Here is a 22,155-nt window from a genome sequence, read left to right as displayed (position 1 = left end):
CAACGGTTTATCCATGAAAAAGTTTGACGGTGACCGTTCTAAGGCGCCGGTCGGCAGGACGCGGGATCTTGGCAGACAACCTCCCGGCGCCCTTATTTTCCTCTTAAGTTTTCAACCCTATACAGGGACGAAATATCCTTAGGTAAATTGACCGATGGGAAGCTGGTCGACCGGTCCTCCGGGCGCCCCTAAACAGAGAGGCTTGTGGCATGACGCAATCTGATTTGGTCGAGACAACGGCGACGGCGCACCAGCTGGAGGTAGAGTTCACGCAAGCCGGAGAGTTGGGTCTCGCAAGATCTGGCAGCACGTCAGACAGCTCGCAAGAGACCCGCAGCCCGGAGGCCTGGGCGGAAGCTGTTCAGACGCTTGATGCAGCCATTGAAGACGCTGCTCCGGCTGAAATTGCACTTGCCGTCTTTGCCGTTTTCGCCGCTCGACTGAGCGAAAACCGCGTCGCCGTCCTGGCGCTGGCACAAGCGGGCCCGGATGGTCAGGGCAGTGGGGTTTTTGAAACCGGGCTCACGGCGGAGAAACCCTTCGCCGAGATATTGTCGGAAGTGACCCGCAGCGGCTTTGGTGCGGCCACTGGGCTTTCCGGCTTACCAGACCTTCCCGCAGGGGTCCCGTTGCCGTTTTTGGTCCGTGCAGGGGCTCGTTCGGCACAGGAAATCGTTGCGGCACTGGAGCTTCAAATCTCGGCCGACGGCAGCCTCACGCTTGTTCATCCGGCAAGCCTTGGGGACGGCCTAGTCGAGCTGTTCCTGGAACGGTTGACGGCACTCGCGACCGGACTGGCCAGCAACCCGGCAACACCGCTGGTGCATCAGCCGATCATGTCGGCGGACGAGCGCAAGACGGTTGTTGAGACCTGGAATGCGACAGACCGTCACTACGGCTATGAAGGCGGTCTCGTCGCGATGATGGAGCGAGCCGCGGCGGCAACCCCGGATCACCCCGCGCTGATCTTCAAGGAGGCGACGCTCAGCTATGCCGAGTTCAATGCCCGGGTAAACCGTCTGGCGCGTCTCTTGCGGGAGAAAGGCGTTGGTCCCGACAGGTTTGTCGCGCTTTTCATGGACCGGAGCCTGGAAATGGTGATCGGGCTCTGGGCGACGATCAAGGCCGGCGGTGCCTATGTGCCGCTCAACACCGAAGATCCGTCCGGCCGCCTGACGGAAATCATCGAGGATTGCAAGCCGGTTGCCGTTCTGACCCAGGCGCATCTTGCGGACAAGATCGAAACAGATGTTGCCGAGGTGATTGTCCTGCCGGAGGGCGGAGATACGGCGCAAGCGTTTGCGGCGGACAATCTGGGTCTGGAGATCGCCCCCGGGGACCTTGCCTACATGATCTACACATCCGGTTCGACCGGAAAGCCGAAAGGCGTGATTGTCGAACACGAGGCGATCCACAACCGGGTTGTCTGGATGCATGAGGAATATGGCCTGGAGCCGGAAGACAGGGTCCTTCAAAAGACGCCCTATACGTTCGACGTGTCCGTCTGGGAATTCCTCTGGCCCTTTGCCGTCGGCTCGACCCTGGTGGTGGCCATTCCGGGCGGTCACATGTCGATCCGCTATCTGAAACGCGAGATCAAGCAATCCGGCGTCACGCATCTGCACTTCGTGCCGTCGATGCTGCGGCTGTTCCTGCTGGCACCGTCTCTCGACGAGCTCCAGATCAGGAAGCTGTTCTGTTCCGGCGAAGCGCTTGGCTTCGATCTGGTTCAGGCCTTTTACGAAAAGGCGAGCGACAGCGTCGAGGTCCACAATCTGTATGGCCCGACGGAAGCGGCGGTCGATGTCAGCTATTTTGCCTGCCCGCGCAAGTCCGGCGATCACAGCATTCCGATCGGCAAGCCGGTGACCAATACCGGGCTTTATGTGCTGGACGAATATGACCAGCCGGTCCCGGTCGGTGTTCCGGGTGAGCTTCACATCGGCGGGGTTCAGCTGGCGAGGGGCTACTGGAACCGGGACGATCTGACCGCGGAACGCTTCATCCCGTGTCCTGTCGAGGACGCACCGCACCGGCGGCTTTACCGCACCGGCGATCTAGCCTATTTCCGTCCCGACGGCGAGATCATGTATCTCGGCCGCAATGATTTCCAGGTGAAGATCAGTGGCGTCCGCATCGAGCTTGGGGAAATCGAAGCCGCCATCCGCTCTGCTGAAGGTATCCGGGACGTGGTGGTGGTTGCGGAAGAAAATCAGGGCCAGAAATCCCTGGTCGCCTATGTGGTTGCGGAGGCCGCCGGCGATGCGGCTGCTGCTGCGATCAAGGCCGCTGTCGCGGAAAAATGCCCGCCCTTCTATGTGCCCCAGGATGTCCGTTTCCTGGCCGAGATGCCGTTGACGGTGTCGGGCAAGATCAATCGCAAGCTTCTGAAGGACCAGCCGCGGCTTTGAGGCTGCGGCTGGCTCTCCGGTCAGATCAGCATCAGGGATAGCGCCGGCACGGCGATCAAGAGGCCGAGCCGCAGAATGTCGGCCAGCCAGAAGGGCAGGATGCCGGCGAACATGGTTCGAAGGGGCACATCGGTCAAAACCGACCGCAGCACGAAGACATTGAGGCCGATCGGCGGCGAGATCAGGCTGATCTCGGTGACCACGACCACCACAATGCCGAACCAGATCAGCACCATCTCCGGATCTGCCAGAAGGCCGCCGCCGAAGTCGAGCGAGGTCACCAGCGGGAAGAATACCGGAACGGTGAGCAGGATCATGGAGAGGCTTTCCAGGACGGCCCCCAGAACCACATAGATCAGCACCAGCACAAGGATCACCACATAGGCGTTGACGTCGAGCGACTGGACGAAGGTCAGAAGGGCATCGGGGACACCGGCATAGCTGATGAAGTTGGAAAAGACTTCCGCGCCGATGATGATCGCGAAGATCATGGCCGTGGTGCGGGCGCAGTTGAGACCGGCAGTATAGAGTTTCTTCCACGTCAGCCCGCCTGAAACCAGCGCAATGACAAAGGCAGCGGCCGCGCCGATCCCGGCGGCTTCGGTCGGTGTGAAGAAGCCGCCATAGATGCCGATCATGATCACGGCAAAAAGGCCCAGCACGGAGAGCACGCCCCAGACATCCTTGCGCTCCAGTTTCCGGTCCTCTGCGCCTTGCGGGGCGAGATCCGGTTTCAGAAGGACGGTGACGTAAACGGCCGCGAGATAGAAGACAACGCCGAGCAGGCCCGGAATGATGCCGGCGATGAAGAGTTTGCCGATATCGGCTTCGGTCAATAGCCCGTAGATGATCAGGATGACGCTCGGCGGGATCAGGATGCCGAGCGTGCCGCCGGCGGCAATCGAGCCCGTGGCCAGGCTGTCGGCATACCCTGCCTTGCGCATGGACGGCATGGCGACCTTTGACATGGTTGCGGCCGTTGCCAGCGACGAGCCGCAGACGGCGGAAAAGCCGCCACAGGCGACGATCGCGGCCATGGCGAGGCCTCCGCGCATCCGGTGCAGCAAATGGTGCGCTGTTGAAAACAGGGACTGGCTGACGCCGGATATGGTGAGCAGGTTGCCCATCAGGATGAACAGCGGGATCACCGACAGGGTGAAGGACAGGCCGGTCTCGAACGCGGCATTTCCAAGCAGGTTCAGCGCTGCATTCCAGTTGCGCAAAGCGGCAAAACCGGCGGTGCCGACGATGATCATGGCAATGGCAATGGGCACGCGCACCAGCACGAGGGCGAACAGGGCGCCAAATCCGATCAGAGCTTCAAGCACGGGCTCAGGCCTTTTCCCGGAAACGTTTGGTGAAGAAGTAAAGGGCCGCCAGCGCCGACACGGCGAAGGAAGCAGCGCCAAGCCAGCCGACATAAAAGAGCGGAATTTCAAGCGAATCCGTCACGCGGCCGCGGCGCTGCAACTTGTCGGCATGTTCGAGCAGTTCCATGGCAATCAGGGCAAAGACACCGATGGTGCACAGGGCAGCGGCGAGCGTTCCGAGCTGCTTCAGGAAGCTGCTTTTGACACCGTCCAGCAGCTCCACCTCGATATGTTCACCTGCGGCTGTTGTCAGCGGCAGGGCCAGGAAGATCAGTGTGGCCAGCAGGATTTCGGTGAGCTCGTAAGCACCGGTGACCGGACTGTTGAAGGCATAGCGGGCAACGACGTCGACACAGGTGAGTGCGATCAGGCCGGCCAGGACCAGTAAACAGGCCAGGCCGAGCAGGAAACTCGCTCCGCGCCGGATCTTTGCAATCCGGCCCGGAGCCTTATCGTTAGGTTGCGGCAGCATGATCAGGGATTGATGCCGGTCTTGCCGCGGAATTCGGCAAGGGCAGCCGTGCCGTCAAAGCCGGTTTTCTGGACAGCATCGGCCCAGGTGGCTTCGTGTTTGGCAGCCAGCTCCTTCAGGGCCGCCAGGACCGGGGCAGGGGCATCGTAAACCTCGATGTCCTTGTCGGCGATATAGGCCGCGCCGCGCGTGTCGGCACCGTCCCAGACGGAGCCTGCCAGTTCGGCCAGCGCTGCACCGGAAACCTTTTCAATAGCGGACTGGTCTTCGGTGGAGATGCCGTCCCAGATGTCTTCGTTCATGACCATGAACCAGGAGGTGTTGTAGATGCCGCCCGGGACGCGCATGGAGTATTTGACATGGTCGGTCAGATTGAAGGCCTGCAGGGCTTCCATCGGGAAGGTGACACCGTCAATCACGCCGCGGGAGAGCTTTTCGTAAACTTCACCCGGCCCCATGAACTGGGTGATGATGTCGAGTTCCTGGGCCAGGCCTGCGATGTAACCACCCGGCGTGCGCACCTTCAGGCCGGAGAAGTCTTCCGGGGTCTCGATCTTGCGCTGGTTGTTGTGGAACATGCCCGGCCCATGCACCCAAAGGCCCAGGAGCTTGGTGCCCTGGTGCTCGGCTTGTGCGTCCATGGTGCCGGCATAGACGTCCCAGTAGGCCTTGGAGCCTTCGGTCGCCGTGTCGGCGATGAAGGAGAACTGGCCGATGCGCGAGCGCAGGAACCGGTCGTCCTTGGTGAAGGAATGCAGGCCGTAGGTGATGTCGACAATGCCTTCGGCGGCAAGGTCAAAATGCTCCGGCGGCGAGCCGACCGGCTTTGGCAGGATGCGCACCGTGACGCGGCCTTCCGTTGCCTCGGCGACCTGATCCGCCCAGGGCTGGATAACGCCGGTGACGATCGGATGTTTCGGCGGCAGCCAGGATGACAGCACCAGTTCGTCGGCGCTGGCCGTTGCGACAAGGCCCGTCAGCGCGGTGGCGGCAACGCCGGCCAGAATGGAAATGCACTTCAACTGTTTCAAGGGTCTCTCCTCCCACCTTTCATGATGGCCGTTCTTGCCGGTATCATCCGGACTTGAAACGCGGCGCCAAACATAGTTACATATGAAACAAAATAGTTACATGTGAAACTAAGTCAATCGAAAATCGCATGATTACGCCGAACGGATAACGTGGAAGACGGATGAACAAGTTGACCGAAGCGGACAAAACAACGCCAGAAACCATTGACTTCCTTGCGGAAACTGAAGCTGGTCCGGTATCTGCGTTTGAGCTGGAGACGTTCTTTCCCTACCAGGTGCGCGTGTTTTACTCAGATGTCACCCGCGCCCTGTCGGCGGTCTATCAGCGCGACTACGGCATGATGCCGGCGGAGTGGCGCACCATGGCGATCCTGGGCTCTTCCTCCACCGGGCTGCAGGCAACGGAGATCGTTGCGCGCTCCAGTATGGACAAGGTGGTGGTCAGCCGTGCCGTCAAGCGTATGGAGGAGCGCGGGTTCCTTGTGCGCGAGAGCAACGAGGCCGACGGCCGCAGCTTCCTGTTGAAACTGTCCGACGAGGGCAGGGCCGTCTATGAGGACCTTGGACCGAAGCTTAAGCAGGTCGAACAGCAGATGCTGGACGGTCTTACGGCCGACGAAATCACCGCATTCCTGTCGGTCACCAGAAAGATCCGGGAGAACCTGGCCGGCGATCTCGACGGGGTGAGCGACTGAGGTGATTGGCGGCAGAGGCTAGGAGAGGACACCCTTTTCCTGCAGTTTTGCGATCTCCGTTCGAATGGTGTCGACAAAGGCTGTCTCAATCCGGCTCAATGGGCGGTCGTCATGTTGAAATACGGCCATTTCCCACTCGATTTTCGGCTCGATCGGCAGCGCGACAACATCGTCTCCGACGGTCAGCAGGCTGGTCAGCGGATCGACGATGGCAATGCCGACGCCACGGCGCACCAGACCGTGAACAGCCCTGTTCGTGCGGGCTTCGGCTGCGATTTTGCGCTGACCTCCGGAGTTTTGCATCATGTAGTCGACGCGCGTGCGAAGCGGGCTGCCAATCGATAGCTCCACAAAAACCTCCTTGCTGATGTCGTCCAAATTGACGCTTTTTGCTGTTGCCAGCCTGTGCCCGCGCGGCACCAGGCACAATGCTGCACACGTGCCAAGGGGCAGCAGGCTGGCGCCATAGGGGCTGGCGTCGAGCGTGATGCCAACACCCAGATCGCAGCTGCCCTCATGGAACATCCGCAACAGGTCCTCCAGGCCCGCATCAATGATCTTGATGGCCACATCCGGATGTATCTGTTTGTAACTGGCGACCACATCCAACAGAAACGTATCGAGGTAAACCGGCTGCGATGCCACGATGATGCGGCCAACCTGCCGGTTGGATATGGCACGTGCCTCGCGATCGAGATCCTGGAAAGCAGCCAGAGACCGGGACACCTTGGCGTGGAACAGGACTGCTTCCGGGGTCGGTGCCAGCTGATTCCGTTTCCTCAGAAACAGCGGGAAGCCGACATTCTCCTCCAGCTGCCCGAGCAGGCGGCTGACCATGGGTTGGCTGACCTTCAATTCCGCAGAAGCCCGCGTGGTTGAGCCCGTTGTCATGAAGGCATCGAAGGCCTCGAGTTGCCGCAAGTTCATGTATTCACCTCAATAACCAGTATGCATAAAAGTAATACTAAAGCAACTAATTTGCATTGTAAAGCATACTGTGTAATAAAGATGTGCGTGCGTTGAAGACACGCGGCACCGGACTTCCGGTGCAACAACAAGTGACCTTCTCAAAGAGGACAAAATGTCAAAAATTCTGAAAAGCCTCCTGGCGGGCTGCGCGCTCGCCATCGCTACAGGTGTGGCTGAAGCCGATTATCCGGAAAAGGCCGTGACCGTGGTTGCGCCCTATGGTGCCGGTGGCGCGTCCGACCTGGCTGCCCGTTCGCTGGCCGATGTCGCACGCGACTATCTCGGCGATCAGCCGGTCGTGGTCATCAACAAGACCGGCAATGGCGGCATGAATGGCGCCAGGTACGTGTCGCAGAGTGCCCCGGACGGTTACACCCTGCTTCTTGCCCGGGTCGGTATGGCGCTCTACCCGGCCGTTCAGGAAAGCGCACCGGTTGGTTGGGATGATTACACGTTCCTTGGGTCGCTGGAGGCAACTCCGATGATCCTGGCTGTGTCCGAAACCTCGCCGTATCAGACCATGGAGGACCTGATCGGAGCGCTGAAATCCGGCGCTTCACCGCTCACATATGGGGCTTCAGGGGCAACTTCGATCGACGGTTTTACCGTTCAGGCGCTGCTGTCGGACAATGGGCTGGACCCGCTGCAAGCGGCAACCCTGGTCCCTTACAAGGGCGGTAGTGCGCTTGCGACGGCGCTGCTCGGCGGGCATGTCGATTTTCTGGCGGTCGCAGCGGGCTCGCTGATGCCCCATATCGAGGCCGGCAAGATGCGCCCTCTCATGGTCTATGCCCCTGCGCGCATGGAGAAATTGCCGGACGTGCCGACGGCCTCGGAACTGGGTTTCGAAAAGGCCGGTCAGATTTCCGGCTGGAGCGCGCTTTATGGCCCGAAGGGGCTTCCAGAAGACGTGGTCAAACAGTGGGCAACGGTCTTGAAGCAGGTCGGTGACGATCCGGACTGGCTCACTCTGGCGAGCCGGCGAGGCTCTATCTCGACAGCTGGCGAGGGCGATATGGCCGCCTTTGCCAAGTCGCAATATGAACTCTTCAACGGCATGGCCAAAGACTTTGGCTACGTGAAGTAATCCGGCGCGCAAAGGGAGGTCTCGGCATGATCAACAAGTATGTCATCAGAGGCGTTTTGATAACGCTTTTCTTCGGCCTGGTTCACTTCGTGCTGATCCCTGTCCATGTGCCCAGACCTTCCTTCATTCCGGGCTTTGCGCCACCGCCGGACATGTGGCCGCGTGTTGTCTCCTTGCTTGGTATGGGTATCGGCCTTTTTTCTATCGCGACGGCCGTGATGGAAAGCCGCCAGGCGACCGGGAAGATCGCGCCCGTACCGTGGCAGTTGCAGTTGCGCGCGGAGACCCTGTTGCGGCTCGCACTGGTGGCGGCGGTCTTTGCCGGGTTTGCATGGATGCTGCCGCGTCTGGGGTTTCTGGGAAGTGCCATTCTTCTGGCCCTGGCGACCTTTTCCCTGACAGGGGGCTTCCGGTACCGGCTGCTGGCAACCCTGCTGGCCCTGATGCTTCCGGTCCTTTTGCAGCTGTTCTTTGCGAACGTGATGTACACGCCGTTCCCGGCGGGCAGTTGGGACGTGCTGCCGGCCCTGCGTTAGGCAAGGGCTGGCAGCCGGCAAGGCCGGAAAAACCAAAGTCAAAAACACAAAGCCTTGGATCAGGTTTCTTGCGTTCGGCCGAGCGCGGGACACCCGTGCCTCATCAACCACGGAAGACAGACCCATGTGGAATGACATTCTAATCGCCGTGAGTTCCGTCGCCACGTTTGCAAATGTTCTTGCTATGTGTGCGGGGATCCTGGCCGGCGTGGTCATCGGCGCCATTCCGGGCATGACCGGAACCATGGCGGTGACGCTCGCTCTGCCCTTCACCTTTTACATGCAACCGGTGACGAGCATCCTTCTCCTGGTTGCCCTTTACAAGGGCAGCACCTATGGCGCCTCCATATCGGCGATCCTGATCAAGACACCCGGAACGGCCTCTGCCGCCTGTACGATCCTTGACGGCTGGCCGCTCGCTCAACAGGGCAAGGCTGGAAAAGCGCTCAACATGGCGCTTGTGTCCTCCTGTATCGGCGACTTCATCTCCAACATCTCGCTGATCTTCCTGGCCGCACCGCTTGCCCTGCTGGCCCTGCGTGTCGGCCCGGCGGAGTATTTCATGCTGATGGCGTTTGCGCTTTGCATGGTGGCCTCGATATCCGGAAATTCTCTGCTGATGGGCATCATTTCCGCGTGCCTCGGGCTTCTGCTGGCAACGGTCGGCGAAGACATCTACGGATCCTTCCGCTTTGCCATGACGGAGGACATGAAAGGCGGATTGTCGATTGCGCCGGTTCTGATCGGCCTGTTTGCGCTGCCTGAGCTGATCCGCTTGATCGTGTTTCGGGACGGGCAGCAGGGCATGGCCATGAAGCTGGGCGACAATCACCTGACCCTGACCGAAGTCCGGCGCGTCTTCAAGTCGATCATCCGCGGCAGCTTTATCGGTGTTGTGCTGGGAGCCATTCCCGGGATCGGTCCGTCAGCGGCGGCCTTCTTCTCTTACGGTGAAGCCCGCCGGTCTTCGCCGAACCGGGACAATTTCGGCAAGGGAGAGCTGGAGGGGATCGCGGCATCTGAATCGGCCAACAACGGTTGCTGTGGTTCCACCATGATCCCGTTGCTTGCTCTTGGTGTGCCCGGTGACGTCATCACAGGTGTGATGCTGGGTGCCTTCATGATCCAGGGACTGACGCCCGGGCCATTGCTCTTCCAGAACAATCTCAACGAAGTCTATATGCTGTTCATCGGCATGATGTTCTCATCGGTGCTTCTGTTCATCGCCGGCAAGCTGACTGTCCGGTATTTCTCCAGGATTGCCGCGATCCCGCAGGTGATCCTCGGACCGGTTGTGCTGATGCTGTGCATCTACGGCATTTACGCGATATCCAGCAATACCTTTGACGTGACCGTGCTCTTGATCATGGGCGGCGTCGGCTTTGTCATGATGCTCCTGGAGATACCTGCCGCGCCCTTCCTGATCGCGTTCATTCTCGGGCCGATGTTCGAGGATAACCTGCGCCGGGCCCTGGCCATCTCCAGAGGCGACCTGTCGATCTTCTTTCAATCGCCGATCTCCTGGCTCTTTGTCTGTCTGATCGTCTTTTTCCTGGCCCTGACTGTGCGTTGGGAGCTGCAAAAACTGAGGCAAAAGCGTGCTGAAAGCTAAGTCGTTCGTGCTGGACAGCAATCTGTCCCCCCTTGAAAGATCCAAGCAGATCCTTTCGGATCTCGTCAGCTTCGACACAACGAGCCACAAATCAAACCTTGAGTTGATCGACTTTGTTGCCGATTACCTGGAAGCGTTCGGCGTCTCGGCGACCATCCTGACGGATCAAACGGGAAAAAAGGCCAATCTCGTTGCGGCAATCGGTCCGCAGGACCGCCCGGGCATTGTCCTGTCCGGCCACACGGATGTTGTGCCGGCCCTGGAGGAGGGGTGGCGGACCCGGCCGTTCGAGCTCGTCGAGACGGCCGGCCGGCTCGTCGGCAGAGGCAGTTGCGACATGAAGGGGTTTGTTGCCTGCATTTTGGCGATGGTACCGGAATTCGTCGAAGCCCGGATCAACCGGCCAATCTGGATCTGTCTCTCCCACGATGAGGAGGTCGGGTGTCTTGGAGCGCCGGCCATCGCCTCCTGGCTGGCCAAGCGCCCAGTGCCGCCTTTTCTGGCAATCGTCGGCGAGCCGACGGAGATGAGACTTGTCACGGGACAGAAAGGCAAGATTGCCATGCGGTGCCACGTTCATGGAACGTCCGGTCACTCATCCTTTGCCCCCGATCATGTCAACGCCGTCGCCTATGCCGCCCGGATCGTATCGCTCATTGCCGCGCGCGCCGAACGGTTCAGGTGCGAAGGGCCCTTCGATCCGGATTTCACCGTTCCGCATTCAACCATGCTGGCAACCATGATCCAGGGTGGGGTCGCAACCAATATCACGCCAGAGAGGTGCAGTTTCACCTTCGAGATCCGCAGCCTGCCGGTCCACGACGCAAGGGCTGAGCTGGCCGGCCTGATGACCGATGTGGCCGGGACGCTGGTTCCGGAGATGCAGGACATCAATCCGGCAACCGGCGTCGTTTTTGAGGAGATCTTTTCCTACCCGGCGATGGGAGACGGGACGGATTCCATGGGCTTCCTGCTGTTTCGGGACATCATGCCCGATTGGTCGGGCAAGGTCTCCTATGGGTCGGAAGGAGGTGTGTTTGAACAGGTGGGCGGAATTCCCTCCATCATCGTCGGGCCGGGCTCGATTGCCCAGGCTCACAAGCCGGGCGAATTCATCGAGATCGAACAACTGGACAAGTGTCTCGGGTTCCTGCGCCAAATGACCGGCCGATTGAAACAGTCCAATTGAATTGGTGGCAGCCGGTTTTCCGGCGATAGTTCCATGCAAAAAAGAACGCCCTTTCTTGAAAAGGGCGTTCAGGTGAGGTGGCTGCAGTCTTCTTCTTGTGTTGCAGGCTGATGTTATTTGGCGAGCCACTCGTCGCGGATCTGTTCAAACCGGTTTTCCGCGGTCAGTTCCCGGATCGCTTCGTCAAGCTTGGCGACCAGGTCTTCTGCACCTGGAAAGTCCTTGCGGATGCCGATGACAAACCGCGAGGAGTTTTCCAGAAAGGGGAGTTCGACGACCGGCAAATCGAAACCGAGTTCATTGAGCTGGTGTTTCCCGATGGCATAAGGGCTGACGTGAATATCAGACCGGTTGCTGTTGACCAGCTGGAACACGTTGGCGAGGTTGTCGACCTTGTAGACGGAATAGTCCCTGAGGTTTGATTCTCCCCAGCCGTTGCCGAGATAATCGACGATCTCGAACTTGCCGAAATCCTCCATGGCGGCAATTTCCTGAATTTCCCCGGCGCGCGGATTACCGGATGAATAGAAGGCAACGCGTTCCGGTCCCCAGACCTTTTCCTTGCCGAAAACGGCATATTCCTGGCGTTTGGCGGTGGCGACGGTGCAAAAGGCATCCAGTTGGCCTCTTTCCACCAGCTTCTGCGCCCGCGCCCAGGGATAACCGTGAAACTCGGGAGAGACGCCGTCGACCTTTTCAAAGATCGCCTTGATCGAGTCGACAAGGATGCCCTGAACGGCTTCGCCACTCCCGAAGGTAATCGGGGGATAGGCTTCGTAATGTGCAAAGCGAACGGTTGTTTCTGCAGTCGCTCCCGTTGCCGTCGTCACGAAAATGCCGACTGTGCAAAGTCTCAGAAAGTGTCTGATCTTGGTCAGGTGCTTGTTCATTTGCTCTCCTCCAGACAGGGGCTGTCATAAACCCATGGGACCAGCGCCCCTCTCGGGCCGACTGTGGTTTGACTTGGCTGATCTTCTGCAGGCAGAGCATTCAAAGGGCAGAGTGATCCTGCATTCCACGAGGCTTAAGTAAAAGCGTCATGGAACGACAACTGTTTTGAATAGCTTCTCTGCAGGATCGGGAAACAGTATCACGTGAAAATGTTAAAATAAAGTATAAATGATTGAATATACTATATATGTATATGTATTAGTCAGTAAAATTGAAAGAAATGTCAATAATACTCAGTATTACTATTTGTTATCCGTGGCGCTGTTTCAGGGCGCCGGCGAGCAAGCTTTTGCCAGGGCGTGTATCCATAACCAGAAGGATGCTGTCCAACGCCTTCGGCGGAACCCTTGAAATCCGGACAGTCAACCACGCAGGTTAGCGATACGAACCGGGTGCACATTCTTCGCCTTCGCGCCGAAGTCGGTTTTTGGAAGAAGTATCGAACTTCGCCTTATGGGCCGACCCGATCGGCTTTCGCGACGAGGCGCTGCCAGTTTCCAGGAGAAATGCCGTAGTTTGCTTTGAACCGCCGGGTCATGTGCGACTGGTCGCTGAAGCCGGCCGCAAGCGCCGCCTCTGACAAACTGCACCCACTTGCAATGCCGGCGCGAGCCCGATCAAGTCGGCGCATCATCAAAAACCTGTACGGGCTAGTTCCATAGGCTTTGCGGAACTGGCGGGCGAGTGAATAGCGATCCTGCCCGGTCACGGCCTCAAGTTCGTCCGAGGTTACGGTCCGGTCGAGATTGGCTTCGAGAAACCTGCGCGCCCGACGGGTCGCGCTGAAGTCGATCAACGATTGGGCCGACCGATGTGCCGAAGGGTCATTTGCCAGCAGGCCGTCCGCCAGGGCCATGGTGATTTCATCAAGCGCAATAGGCTCCAAGACAGAGTCCAGATCACCGAAGGCTGCATGAATGGCTCTCAATAACCTTGGGTCGCCGAAGACGGCATCCTTCACAAAGGGGAGCGCGCCGGCGGAAGGGCCGAGGGCCTCGCGCACCAGAGACGGCTCGATGTAGAGCATCCGATAATGAAAGCCGTCTTCGGTTCCAGCCTCCCCGTTGTGGATCTCATCAGGGTGCAGAACCATGACCTGCCCTGGGGTGCTATCCGCGCGAGCTCCGCGGTAGTCGAAGCTTTGCACGCCTCTTATCGTGTAGCCGATGGAATACGTGTCGTGCCGATGTGGGGCGTAGGCCTCGCCAGAGAAGAAGGCTTCAATTCGCTGAATGCCGTATTGCCAAGGTGCAACGCGAACCCAGTCAAATGCGCACGATCGTTCAAGACCCGGTGTCGGATCTCGTGCTTCATCATCTCCAGGTATTGGCGTCGTCGAAATCGGATTTCTCCATTGCAGCCGCGCGGACGCTTTGCACCAATCGAACCAGGTCAAAGGCTGGTCTTCACACGAAAAAGGACACCGCAGATGAAAACAGTCAACCTCTCAGAAAAACTGAACCGCTTCTCAAGCCATTGGGATCCTCATGTAGTCGCCGATTACAACGACAATGACGTCATGGTCGTGAAATTCATTGGCGAATATGCATTCCACAAGCACGATACGACGGATGACTTCTTTTATGTGCTGGAAGGTGAAATGGAGATGGATATCGAGGGAGAGCCCTCGCGCACAGTTAAGGCCGGCGAGCTCTTCATCGTCCCCAAGGGTGTTGTCCATCGGCCGAGAGCAGACAAGGAGGTTAAGGTGCTGCTGATCGAACCGAAGGGGGAACCAAATTCCGGGGATTCCGACAGGCAACCGGCTCCCAAGCCCCGAATCTGATTTGTGCTGCGGCAGGGAGACAGACCTTAACTCTTGCGGCTGTTCGGCTATGGCTGCGCGTTTTTGAGGCCACGGTCTAGCGTTTTCGGGACTGGAGTTGGTGATGTGCCGACTGTGTGCACGAAAAAACCGCCCGGTCGCAGAACCGGGCGGTTTGAGCCGGCAGGAGGGGCACCCTGTCCGACAGGTGGGCTGCGTTGCAGGTCGCAGCCCGGAGGCGTTTTGGTCTTAGGTGACCGGGCTTAGGTGACTGGGGCGCGGTAGTCGTCGGAGGCGCTGGTGCCGGCCTTTTCGTGGGTCCAGTCACACTTGCGGTAGGTGAAGGACCACTTGTCGGTGTCGCCGCGGGACGCGTTGGCTTCGTCATTGACGTCCGGCAGGATCGTCTTGCCTTCCACCAGAACCGCGTCCTCGAACTTGATCGTGTAGTAGTGTTCCTGAACACCGGCAGTCGAGGTGCGCCAGAACTGGACTTCGATTTCCAGGCTCTCGCCGGTGGCCAGGGCCTGCCACAGGAGCGGCGTGGCCTTGTCGACCGGCTTCATGAAGGTGGTCGGCATGTGGCGGCGGGTGGCGATGATCGAACCGGATTGCGGGTCACGGGGCACGATGGCGTTCTGTTCGAAGGCATAGACGAGGGATTCGCCTTCATGGCCTTCCTGCCACAGGTTGCCGATGCTGTCGGCGGTGGTTGCGTCGGACGTCATGTCGCCCTGGGTTGCGCCTTTGATGGTGATGTAAGCGATGTTGGACATTTTGAAATCTCCTGCCTGGCTGTGCGTTCAGTGAGTGTGTGTTCTTGTTGTTGACTTCCGGGGCTCGTTGTCTGGAGCCGATGGGGAGAGAATTGCAACGGGTGTGCCAACTTGCGTAACTTTCGTGATGTGATTGTTTTCGCAGCGAAAATTCTCTCCCCAGCGAAAGTGTTAAAATATGGAACTGTGCAGTTTTCTGCACAGTCGCCTCCGGACTGCGAAGAAACACGCGCAGGCAAAGTGTGACGAACATCACAAAATGCGGTTCTGGAGGGGCAAGTGAGGGAGAATGGGCGTGGAATGTCGCGGTATTGGACAAGTGGTTTGAGCCACTTGCAGCACTTTTTTGCAGTCGAGTGCGCAGAATCGCTCCGTCTAGTGCCAACTGTTCCGCTTTTCCCTTGAGGTTCTTGCAAACCCCGGTGTCACCCCGGCCGCAGCGCAGCGGAGAGCCGGGGCCTACTCGCAGAGCGCCTTGCTGTAGCGCAGGGCATTCAAATTTTTGCGGATCCGCTGTGCGAGAGGATCAGGTTCTCTGGAAACGAGTAGGCCCCGGGTCTCGCGCAGCTCGCCCGGGGTGACACCGAAGGAGACGGCGTGGCGAAGTGGGACCGGCAACATTAGGCCACTTTTCAGCTCTGATTTACGTGGTGCGGCCTTCGCACCTGTGTCACCCCGGCCGCAGCGCAGCGGAGAGCCGGGGCCTACTCGCAGGGCCCCTTGCTGAAGCGCAAGGCATTCAAATTTTTGCGGATCCGCTGTGCGAGAGGATCAGGCTCTCTGGAAGTGAGTAGGCCCCGGGTCTCGCGAAGCTCGCCCGGGGTGACACTGGAGGAGATGGCGAGGCGAAGTGGGGCCGACAAAATCAGGCCACTTTTCCGCTCTGCTTTATGTGGTGCGGCCTTCGCACCTGTGTCACCCCGGCCGCAGCGCAGCGGAGAGCCGGGGCCTACTCGCTGCTCCACTTGCTGAAGCGCAAGGCATTCAAATTGCCGCAGATCCGCTGTGCGAAATGACCAGGCGCTCTGCAAACGAGTAGGCCCCGGGGTCTCGCGAAGCTCGCCCGGGGTGACACTGGAGGAGACGGCGAGGCGAAGTGGGACCGGCAAAATCAGGCCGCTTTTCCTCTCCGAATTACGTGGTGCGGCCTTCGCACCTGTGTCACCCCGGCCGCAGCGTAGCGGAGAGCCGGGGCCTACTCGCAGGCCCCCTTGCTGAAGCGCAGGGCATCCAAATTTCCGCGGATCCGCTCTGCGAGAGGATCAGGCTCTCTGGAAGTGAGTAGGCCCCGGGTCTCGCGCAGCTCGCCCGGGGTGACACTGGAGGGGCTAGCGAGGGCTCTGAACTGGGTTGCGCATTGCGCGTGTCTCGCAATCAAAAAAGGCGGCCAGTGGCCGCCTTTTTTCGTGTCCATTTCAAAGCGCCGCTTAGTCGAGGCGCCCGCTGGCATGGGCCAGCATGGTGTAGACCTTGCCGGTGTCCGAGGTGAGGTAGGTCTGGCCGAGCATGTTGTCGCGGTCGTTGCGCGACACCTGGGCCAGAAGTTGCTCGAAATCGGCCACGTAGCGTTCCACCGCCGTGCGGAATTCAGGGTCGCGGGAATACTTCTGACGGATCTCGTCAAAAGTCTGCTGGCCCTGGAGCGTGTAGAGACGGCGGGTGAAGACGTGACGCTCGCCATTGCGGTAGCGGTTCCACAGATCGACGAAGGTCTCGTGATCGATGGCCCGGGCAATGTCGACAGACAGCGAGTTGAGGCTCTCCACCGTCTGCAGTGGCGTCCGGCTCATGTCGGTGTCCGAACTGGCATCTTCGTCACGCGAAGCCCGGCGCAGCAGATCTGCCACCCAGCCCTTGCCACCGGATGTTCCTCCGGTTGCGGCCGGTGCCGGCTGCTGGCGGCGCGGTTCGGCCGGGCGTGCCGGCTGAGGCTGCTGCCGCGGTTCGGCGGCGACCGGGGCTGCCGGTGCATAGCTTGCCGGAGCAGGTTGCGGAGCCGGCTGCTGCGGGGCAGGGGCCGCGCTGGCTGCCGCGTGCGCGGCAGGGCGGGAGATGTCCAGCGTGTTCGACTGCTTGGCGACGATCTCGGAGAGCTCCGTCAGCGCGCGGATCTGCTCGTTGACCACCTTGCGCAGGGCTGCGGAAGATTCTTCCGCCTCGTCCGGCAGGTTGAGGACGCCCTGTTTCAGTTCGCTGCGGGTCGCTTCCAGTTCGCGGTGCACCTCGCGGGCGACATCGCGCATGCGGGTGGCCGCATCGTTGAAGCGTTCGGAAGCGTCTGTGACAGTGCGCGACATTTCCGAAACGATGTCGTCCTGGGCCGAGCGGATGGCTTCGCGGGCCTTCTGGCCCTCCATGCCGGCGGTCAGGCGCATCGATTCAAACTGCTCGGCCACCTGCTTGGTGGCAGCTTCCGCAGCCGCCGACAGCATGTTGGCCGCCTCGCGGGCCCGGTCGTCGGCCGATTCCAGCGTTTCCGACAGGGTCGAAGTGAACGACCGCATGAGCGTGTCGACGGCCTCGGTCTTCGCCAGAAGCGTGTCGGCAACTTCCTCGATCGCCGTGCGGCGCTCGGAGACGCGGCCCTCGACGGAGCGGTTGGTGTCTTCCAGGTGACGGGCGGCCTTGGTCAGTTCTTCAGACTGATCGCCAAAGCGGTTGGTCAGGTTCTGGATATCTGCCAACGTCGTGTCGGTGACATCGCGCAGGTTGGAGACCTGCTCGGAGATCAGCGTCGTGGTGGCATTTGTGTCCGTCACGGCACGGTCGACCGCGGAGCGGAACTCGCCGGCCCGGCGGGCCAGATTGCCTTCGACCTCGTTGAGGTTCTCGCCTGCCGTGGCAACAATACCCTGCAGGTTGGCGTTGGAGGTCTCGATCTTGTTGAGGATCTCCGTGACGTCCGCTTCCAGACGCTGCTTGGTATCGCTGAGCAGGCTGGTCGCCTGTGCGCTGCGCTCGTTGATGCTGGCGACGATACGGTCGCCGGCTTCGACCAGCGAACGGGTCGCGTCCAGGCCGGTATGCGCAAAGGTGTCGGTGACATCGCGGCCCTTGACGGTGATGGCGTCGAGGATGGCGGTGTGGACCTCGGAGAGGCGGCCCGTGAGATCATTGGCGCGCATCTCGATGGCGCTGATGAGCTCGTTGCCATCCGTGCCGACAATCTTGGCAAGTTCGCCGGAACGGGCCCCGAAGGCTTCGTTGAGGCTGGTTGCCTTTTCAAGCAGCTCGTTGGCAACTTCGTTGCCGCGACCGACCAGAAGATCTGCTGCCTCGGCCACCGCGCTGTTGACCCGGGCGCGGACCATGCCGGCTTCGCTCGACATCTGGCCGCGAATGTCTTCCAGGGTCCTGGCGAGGGTGATGCGGGCCTGTTCGCTTTCCGCGGACAGGTTGCCGGAGATCTCGGCAATGAGGCCGGCCAGCTCGTTGCGGACCTTTTCGCTTTCGCCGGTCAGGGAGCCGGTGAACTCGGCAAGGGTGCCGGCATAAAGCGTGCGGGCCTTTTCGCTCTCTGCGCCCATGGCACGGGCGGCATCGCCGACCGCGCTCAGAACCAGATCGCGGATCTTGCCGCTTTCACCCGACATTGCACCGGTTGCCTGCTGCATGGCGGCGGTCACCGTATCGGCAGCCTTCTGGCTTTCGCCAACCAGGACGCCGCGGGCTTCGCCGACGGACCCCAGCACGATCTGGCGCATACGGTCGCCTTCGCCGGTGAGCTTCTCGGTTGCCTGGGAGAGGGCGCCATCGACGATTTCAACCGTCTTGGTGCGCTCGTCCGCCAGGGTCTGGACGGCTGCCGTGACAGCTTCCTGAACCACGTCGCGCAGGCGGGTGCTCTCGGTGGAGAGCGTCGCTCCAGCTTCGGAGATGACGGCCGTGAGAATGTCGCGGGCGCGTTCGCTCTCGCCGGTGAGCGTGCCGGAAATGCTTTCCAGGCGCTCGTTCAGGATGGTTTCCAGCTGCGTTGCGCGGCTGTCGAGGGTTTCTGCGACCTCGAACACCTTGGCGCCGAGCGAGACATTGATCTCCGCGATCCGTTCGGACAGGGATTCCGTCAGCTCTTCGCTCTGCTTGCCCAGCACGCTGCCGGCTTCCGCCAGACGGTTGTCGAGAGCAGAGGTCATTTCGTCCTGGCCGTCGACAAAAGCCTTGGCGATTTCCTTGGTGCGGGAAATCAGGGTCTCGGAGATCTGGCGGGCGCGGGCGTCGAGGGTTTCGTCGATCCGGTCCGTACCGCTGGTCATGGACGCAGACAGGAGTTCCGCCTTCTCGGCCATGGACGTCGCGGCACCGTCGACCCGTTCGGACAGCGTGTTGCCGATGTCCTCGGCCCGTTCGGCGAGGGTGTTGCCGGCAGCTTCGATGCGCTGACCGAGCTGCAGCGTGATGGCATCGGAGCGGTCGGCCAGAACATCGGTGATGTTGCGGGTCTTTTCCTCCAGAGCATCGCTGATGCCGGTGGTGCGGTTCTCGATCGCGTCGGACAGGATCTGGGTGCGCGCCTCGAGCGTGGCCTCGAAGGCGGCCGTGCGCTGATCCAGCGTCAGATCCAGCGTGTTGATGTGGCTGCCGAGAGAGGCATCCATGGTGGAAATCCGCTCGCCAAGTGCTGTGTCCATCGTGGCGACCTTGTCGCTGAACGAAGCGTCCATGGTCGTGAAGCGCTGCTCCAGTGCGGTGTCCATGGTGGCGATCTTGTCGGCAAGCGAGGTGTCGATGTAACCGAGGCGCTGTTCCAGCGAGGTGTCCATCGTGCTGATGCGGTCGGTGAGCGTTGCATCCATCACGGTGAAACGCTGCTCGAGCGAGCTGTCGATCGTGCCAAGACGTTCGCCCAGGGTCGCGTCGATCGCCGAGTGACGCTGCTCGAGAGAGGCGTCCATGGCCGAGATGCGGTCTCCAAGCGATGCGTCCATGGCATCGACGCGGGCCGCGAAGGTCGAGTCGAGCGTGCCCAGGCGCGAATCCAGAGCTTCGGACAGCAGCAGGGTTTTGGTGTCGAACGCATCGATAAGCTGGCCGCCACGGTCGGTGACGATGGTTTCCAGTTCGGTGAGACGGGTCGACAGGCCTTCCTGCAGGGCCTGGCCGCGGACTTCCAGCGTTTCGGCGATCTGGCCGCTGATCTGGTTGATGTCGCCGGCGACCCGGTCGCCGCGGCTGCCGATCAGTTCGGCCAGCTGGGTGCCGGTTTCCGCCAGTTTCAGGGTCAGCGAATTGGTCTGCTCGCCGAGGCCGGCGGCAAACTGACCGGAAACGCCTTCCAGGGTTTCGCGGAAGCCGACTGTCTGCTGTTCCAGAATGGTGGCCATCTCGTTGCTGCGGGCTGCCAGACGCTGGTCAAGCTCCGCACCGTCGATGGAGATCGCGGTGTAGATGCGCTCGGAGATGTTGTCGAATTTCTCTGCCAGTTCGCCGCCGCGCACAGAAATGGTCTCTGTGAGGGAGCCGGCGGTTTCGTCCAGCTTGGAGGCGATTTCGCCGCCGCGCAGGCTGAGGTCGACCACGATGCTCTCTCCCGTGCCGCGCAGGATCTCTGCGACTTCGGTGGAGCGGCTCGACAAGGTCTCGACGATTTCCGCACCGCGGATCGAGATCGTGTCGGTGACCGTCTGGCCCTTCTCGGAAATGCTCTCGACAACCCGGTTGCCTGTTTCGGCCAGGGATTCATCCAGCGAGGTGACGCGGCTGTCGACAGTGGTGACCAGTTCCTCGGTGCGCGAGGTGATGGTGTCGATCAGGCGGCCGGAGGTGAGCGAAAGGTTGGCGTTGATCTCTTCGCCGCGGGCCGTGATGGTGTCGCCAACGGTCGTGCCGGTGGTTTCCAGGGTGACGCGGAACTCGTCCGCCTTCTCGCTCAAGGTGTTGATCACCGACGAGCTGGAAGAGGCGAGGGTGTCGTTGATTTCGGTGCTGCGCGCGGAAAGTGTTTCCACGAAGGTGTTGGCCGTGTCGGCAAAACGTGCATTGACGTCGTTGCCGCGCGCGGTCAGCGTCTCCCACATGGTTGCACCGGTTTCCGCCAGGCTGTCGACCAGGTCGTTGCCCGTGGTGGACAGACGCGCCACATAGTCTTCCGCACGAACGGTGAGGCTGTCGACCAGTTCGTTGCCGGAGGCATTCAGCGTGGCGCCGAGGGATTCGATGCGGCTGTCGACGGTCGCGGTCAGTTCTTCCACGCGGCTGTTGACGGCGTCGATCATGCGCTGGGTGGCGAGATCGACATTGTTGCCGAGTTCACCGGACGTGCTGGAGAGCTGTGAGGCGAAGTTCTCGTGGGCACCTGCGATGGTCTCGCGCACACGTTCGGCGTTCATGACAATGGATTCACGCTGGCTGACCAGTTCCTCGATCAGGGCACGGATTTTCAGTTCATTGTCATTATAGGAGCGCTCCAGCGAGGAGACCTCGTTGTGGACGAGCACTTCCAGCTCGCTGGCACGGGCAATGGCGCGTTCGATGCCGTCGCCCATGGCGGCGACTTCGCGGCGGATGGCCTGGCCGACACTGAGAATGCTTTCCTTGGCCATGTCTTCCGGCTCGGCCAGGCGCAGGGCGACTTCGGTCATGCCGCGGGCGACAATGCGCATTTCCTGCGCGCGCCAGATCATCATGGCCATGACAAAGAAGAAGATGATCGGCACGACGATACCGACCGCCGCCAGGATCATCTCCGGCGAGGACATCAGGGCCTGCGGATCGGTGAGGGAAGTCACCTTGTCCGAGAAGGCGCTCATGAACAGGCTGCTGCCGAGTGCGGCCCAGACGGCGCTCAGGGCAAGGGCGCCCCAGAAAGGCGCGGAAGAGGGACGGCGCTGCAAGGCGTAGATGAGGTTGCCGATATTGCGGCGGTCGTCATTGGCCGCCGGCGGGCGTCCACCGCGGCCGCGACGACGCGCAGGGCGCTCCTCGCGCTGGTTGGTGTCGCGTGTGTCCGCCTGGGGCTGCTTTGCCGGCTCCGCTGCGCTCGTGTCTGTTGCAGGGGCCGATGCCGTTTCAGGGCCGCCGAAATCCAGTTTCAGGGCCTCTTCCACAGCAGACAGAGCCGCTTCCGCCGGATCTTTTGCCTTTGTCGGATTTGCCATTTAGGGTCGCCTCACATCCGTACTCATTACACACCGGTACCAAGCCAGGCTGATTTTTCAGCCTGTTACAGTTGTCTACCGGATGCGTCCTCGTCGCGCGCCGCCCACCAGACAGCGTCGCAAAACCTGTACGTGGAGAGGGCCGCCGCTGACCGACCGCGAACTTTTCGTTCGACGGTTCTCTCCCCACCTTGCCG

General features: G+C 60.7%; 15 protein-coding genes. 7 read left to right on the top strand and 8 right to left on the bottom strand.

Annotated features, from left to right (window positions below):
• The first annotated feature begins 209 nt into the window (after nucleotides 1–209).
• Nucleotides 210–2,411, top strand: a complete 2,202-nt coding sequence (locus tag ACO6TG_RS05170; protein ID WP_422377188.1) for a non-ribosomal peptide synthetase — start codon at nucleotides 210–212, stop codon at nucleotides 2,409–2,411.
• 20 nt (nucleotides 2,412–2,431) lie between these two features.
• On the opposite strand, the gene ACO6TG_RS05165 is transcribed toward ACO6TG_RS05170, so the two are convergent.
• The 3 genes from ACO6TG_RS05165 to ACO6TG_RS05155 are packed head-to-tail and all read right to left on the bottom strand — an operon-like array spanning nucleotide 2,432 to nucleotide 5,284.
• Entirely contained in the window at nucleotides 2,432–3,739 is a 1,308-nt protein-coding gene (locus tag ACO6TG_RS05165) for a TRAP transporter large permease (protein ID WP_422377187.1), read from the bottom strand.
• A 4-nt stretch (nucleotides 3,740–3,743) separates the two neighbouring features.
• Nucleotides 3,744–4,253, bottom strand: a complete 510-nt coding sequence (locus ACO6TG_RS05160) for a TRAP transporter small permease (RefSeq protein WP_422377186.1) — start codon at nucleotides 4,251–4,253, stop codon at nucleotides 3,744–3,746.
• 2 nt (nucleotides 4,254–4,255) lie between these two features.
• The gene (locus ACO6TG_RS05155) at nucleotides 4,256–5,284 is read right to left on the bottom strand and encodes a TRAP transporter substrate-binding protein (protein ID WP_422377185.1); all 1,029 of its coding nucleotides are present in this window, start codon (nucleotides 5,282–5,284) and stop codon (nucleotides 4,256–4,258) included.
• A gap of 161 nt (nucleotides 5,285–5,445) precedes the next feature.
• Between ACO6TG_RS05155 and ACO6TG_RS05150 the strand changes: the two genes are divergently transcribed.
• Nucleotides 5,446–5,979: a MarR family winged helix-turn-helix transcriptional regulator gene (locus ACO6TG_RS05150; RefSeq protein ID WP_422377184.1), complete on the top strand. Its 534-nt coding sequence runs from the start codon at nucleotides 5,446–5,448 to the stop codon at nucleotides 5,977–5,979.
• 18 nt (nucleotides 5,980–5,997) lie between these two features.
• Here the strand turns inward: ACO6TG_RS05150 and ACO6TG_RS05145 are convergent, their stop codons facing one another.
• Complete coding sequence (locus tag ACO6TG_RS05145; protein ID WP_422377183.1) at nucleotides 5,998–6,906, bottom strand: LysR substrate-binding domain-containing protein; 909 nt, start codon at nucleotides 6,904–6,906, stop codon at nucleotides 5,998–6,000.
• 154 nt (nucleotides 6,907–7,060) lie between these two features.
• On the opposite strand from ACO6TG_RS05145, the gene ACO6TG_RS05140 reads away from it, so the two are divergent.
• The 4 genes from ACO6TG_RS05140 (at nucleotide 7,061) to argE (ending at nucleotide 11,372) form a co-directional block, all read left to right on the top strand.
• Nucleotides 7,061–8,035, top strand: a complete 975-nt coding sequence (locus ACO6TG_RS05140; RefSeq protein WP_422377182.1) for a Bug family tripartite tricarboxylate transporter substrate binding protein — start codon at nucleotides 7,061–7,063, stop codon at nucleotides 8,033–8,035.
• A 26-nt stretch (nucleotides 8,036–8,061) separates the two neighbouring features.
• Complete coding sequence (locus ACO6TG_RS05135; RefSeq protein ID WP_422377181.1) at nucleotides 8,062–8,571, top strand: tripartite tricarboxylate transporter TctB family protein; 510 nt, start codon at nucleotides 8,062–8,064, stop codon at nucleotides 8,569–8,571.
• Between the two features lie 124 nt (nucleotides 8,572–8,695).
• Nucleotides 8,696–10,183, top strand: coding sequence for a tripartite tricarboxylate transporter permease (locus tag ACO6TG_RS05130; RefSeq protein WP_422377180.1), 1,488 nt, complete (start codon nucleotides 8,696–8,698; stop codon nucleotides 10,181–10,183).
• Nucleotides 10,170–11,372, top strand: a complete 1,203-nt coding sequence (gene argE, locus ACO6TG_RS05125) for an acetylornithine deacetylase (RefSeq protein ID WP_422377179.1) — start codon at nucleotides 10,170–10,172, stop codon at nucleotides 11,370–11,372. The genes ACO6TG_RS05130 and argE overlap by 14 nt, the downstream gene beginning before the upstream one ends.
• A 113-nt stretch (nucleotides 11,373–11,485) precedes the next feature.
• On the opposite strand, the gene ACO6TG_RS05120 is transcribed toward argE, so the two are convergent.
• Both ACO6TG_RS05120 and ACO6TG_RS05115 read right to left on the bottom strand, forming a co-directional pair.
• Nucleotides 11,486–12,262 (bottom strand): substrate-binding periplasmic protein, encoded by a 777-nt coding sequence (locus tag ACO6TG_RS05120; RefSeq protein WP_422377178.1) that lies wholly within the window; start codon nucleotides 12,260–12,262, stop codon nucleotides 11,486–11,488.
• 512 nt (nucleotides 12,263–12,774) lie between these two features.
• Nucleotides 12,775–13,719 carry an AraC family transcriptional regulator gene (locus tag ACO6TG_RS05115; protein WP_422377177.1) on the bottom strand — a complete coding sequence of 315 codons (945 nt, stop codon included), beginning with the start codon at nucleotides 13,717–13,719 and terminating at the stop codon, nucleotides 12,775–12,777.
• A 33-nt stretch (nucleotides 13,720–13,752) separates the two neighbouring features.
• Here ACO6TG_RS05115 and ACO6TG_RS05110 point away from each other — a divergent pair, with 33 nt between their 5' ends.
• On the top strand, nucleotides 13,753–14,109 hold the full coding sequence (locus tag ACO6TG_RS05110) for a cupin domain-containing protein (protein ID WP_422377176.1): 357 nt from the start codon (nucleotides 13,753–13,755) through the stop codon (nucleotides 14,107–14,109).
• Nucleotides 14,110–14,351: 242 nt separating this feature from the next.
• On the opposite strand, the gene ACO6TG_RS05105 is transcribed toward ACO6TG_RS05110, so the two are convergent.
• Nucleotides 14,352–14,864, bottom strand: coding sequence for an Hcp family type VI secretion system effector (locus ACO6TG_RS05105; RefSeq protein ID WP_422374345.1), 513 nt, complete (start codon nucleotides 14,862–14,864; stop codon nucleotides 14,352–14,354).
• 1,427 nt (nucleotides 14,865–16,291) lie between these two features.
• Nucleotides 16,292–21,958 (bottom strand): antitoxin, encoded by a 5,667-nt coding sequence (locus tag ACO6TG_RS05100; protein WP_422377175.1) that lies wholly within the window; start codon nucleotides 21,956–21,958, stop codon nucleotides 16,292–16,294.
• Nucleotides 21,959–22,155: the final 197 nt, after the last annotated feature.

This window comes from Roseibium sp., from assembly GCF_965233565.1.
Lineage (GTDB): Bacteria > Pseudomonadota > Alphaproteobacteria > Rhizobiales > Stappiaceae > Roseibium.
The sequence above is the reverse complement of the archived record's forward strand: the minus strand, read 5'-3'. Positions and strand labels throughout refer to the sequence as shown.

Bases quoted from the DNA above. Each gene is read 5' to 3' on its own strand.
- ACO6TG_RS05170 (WP_422377188.1), top strand. From the start codon at position 210: ATGACGCAATCTGATTTGGTCGAGACAACGGCGACGGCGCACCAGCTG.
- ACO6TG_RS05160 (WP_422377186.1), bottom strand. From the start codon at position 4,253: ATGCTGCCGCAACCTAACGATAAGGCTCCGGGCCGGATTGCAAAGATC.
- ACO6TG_RS05150 (WP_422377184.1), top strand. From the start codon at position 5,446: ATGAACAAGTTGACCGAAGCGGACAAAACAACGCCAGAAACCATTGAC.
- ACO6TG_RS05145 (WP_422377183.1), bottom strand. From the start codon at position 6,906: ATGAACTTGCGGCAACTCGAGGCCTTCGATGCCTTCATGACAACGGGC.
- ACO6TG_RS05140 (WP_422377182.1), top strand. From the start codon at position 7,061: ATGTCAAAAATTCTGAAAAGCCTCCTGGCGGGCTGCGCGCTCGCCATC.
- ACO6TG_RS05135 (WP_422377181.1), top strand. From the start codon at position 8,062: ATGATCAACAAGTATGTCATCAGAGGCGTTTTGATAACGCTTTTCTTC.
- ACO6TG_RS05130 (WP_422377180.1), top strand. From the start codon at position 8,696: ATGTGGAATGACATTCTAATCGCCGTGAGTTCCGTCGCCACGTTTGCA.
- ACO6TG_RS05120 (WP_422377178.1), bottom strand. From the start codon at position 12,262: ATGAACAAGCACCTGACCAAGATCAGACACTTTCTGAGACTTTGCACA.
- ACO6TG_RS05110 (WP_422377176.1), top strand. From the start codon at position 13,753: ATGAAAACAGTCAACCTCTCAGAAAAACTGAACCGCTTCTCAAGCCAT.
- ACO6TG_RS05105 (WP_422374345.1), bottom strand. From the start codon at position 14,864: ATGTCCAACATCGCTTACATCACCATCAAAGGCGCAACCCAGGGCGAC.
- ACO6TG_RS05100 (WP_422377175.1), bottom strand. From the start codon at position 21,958: ATGGCAAATCCGACAAAGGCAAAAGATCCGGCGGAAGCGGCTCTGTCT.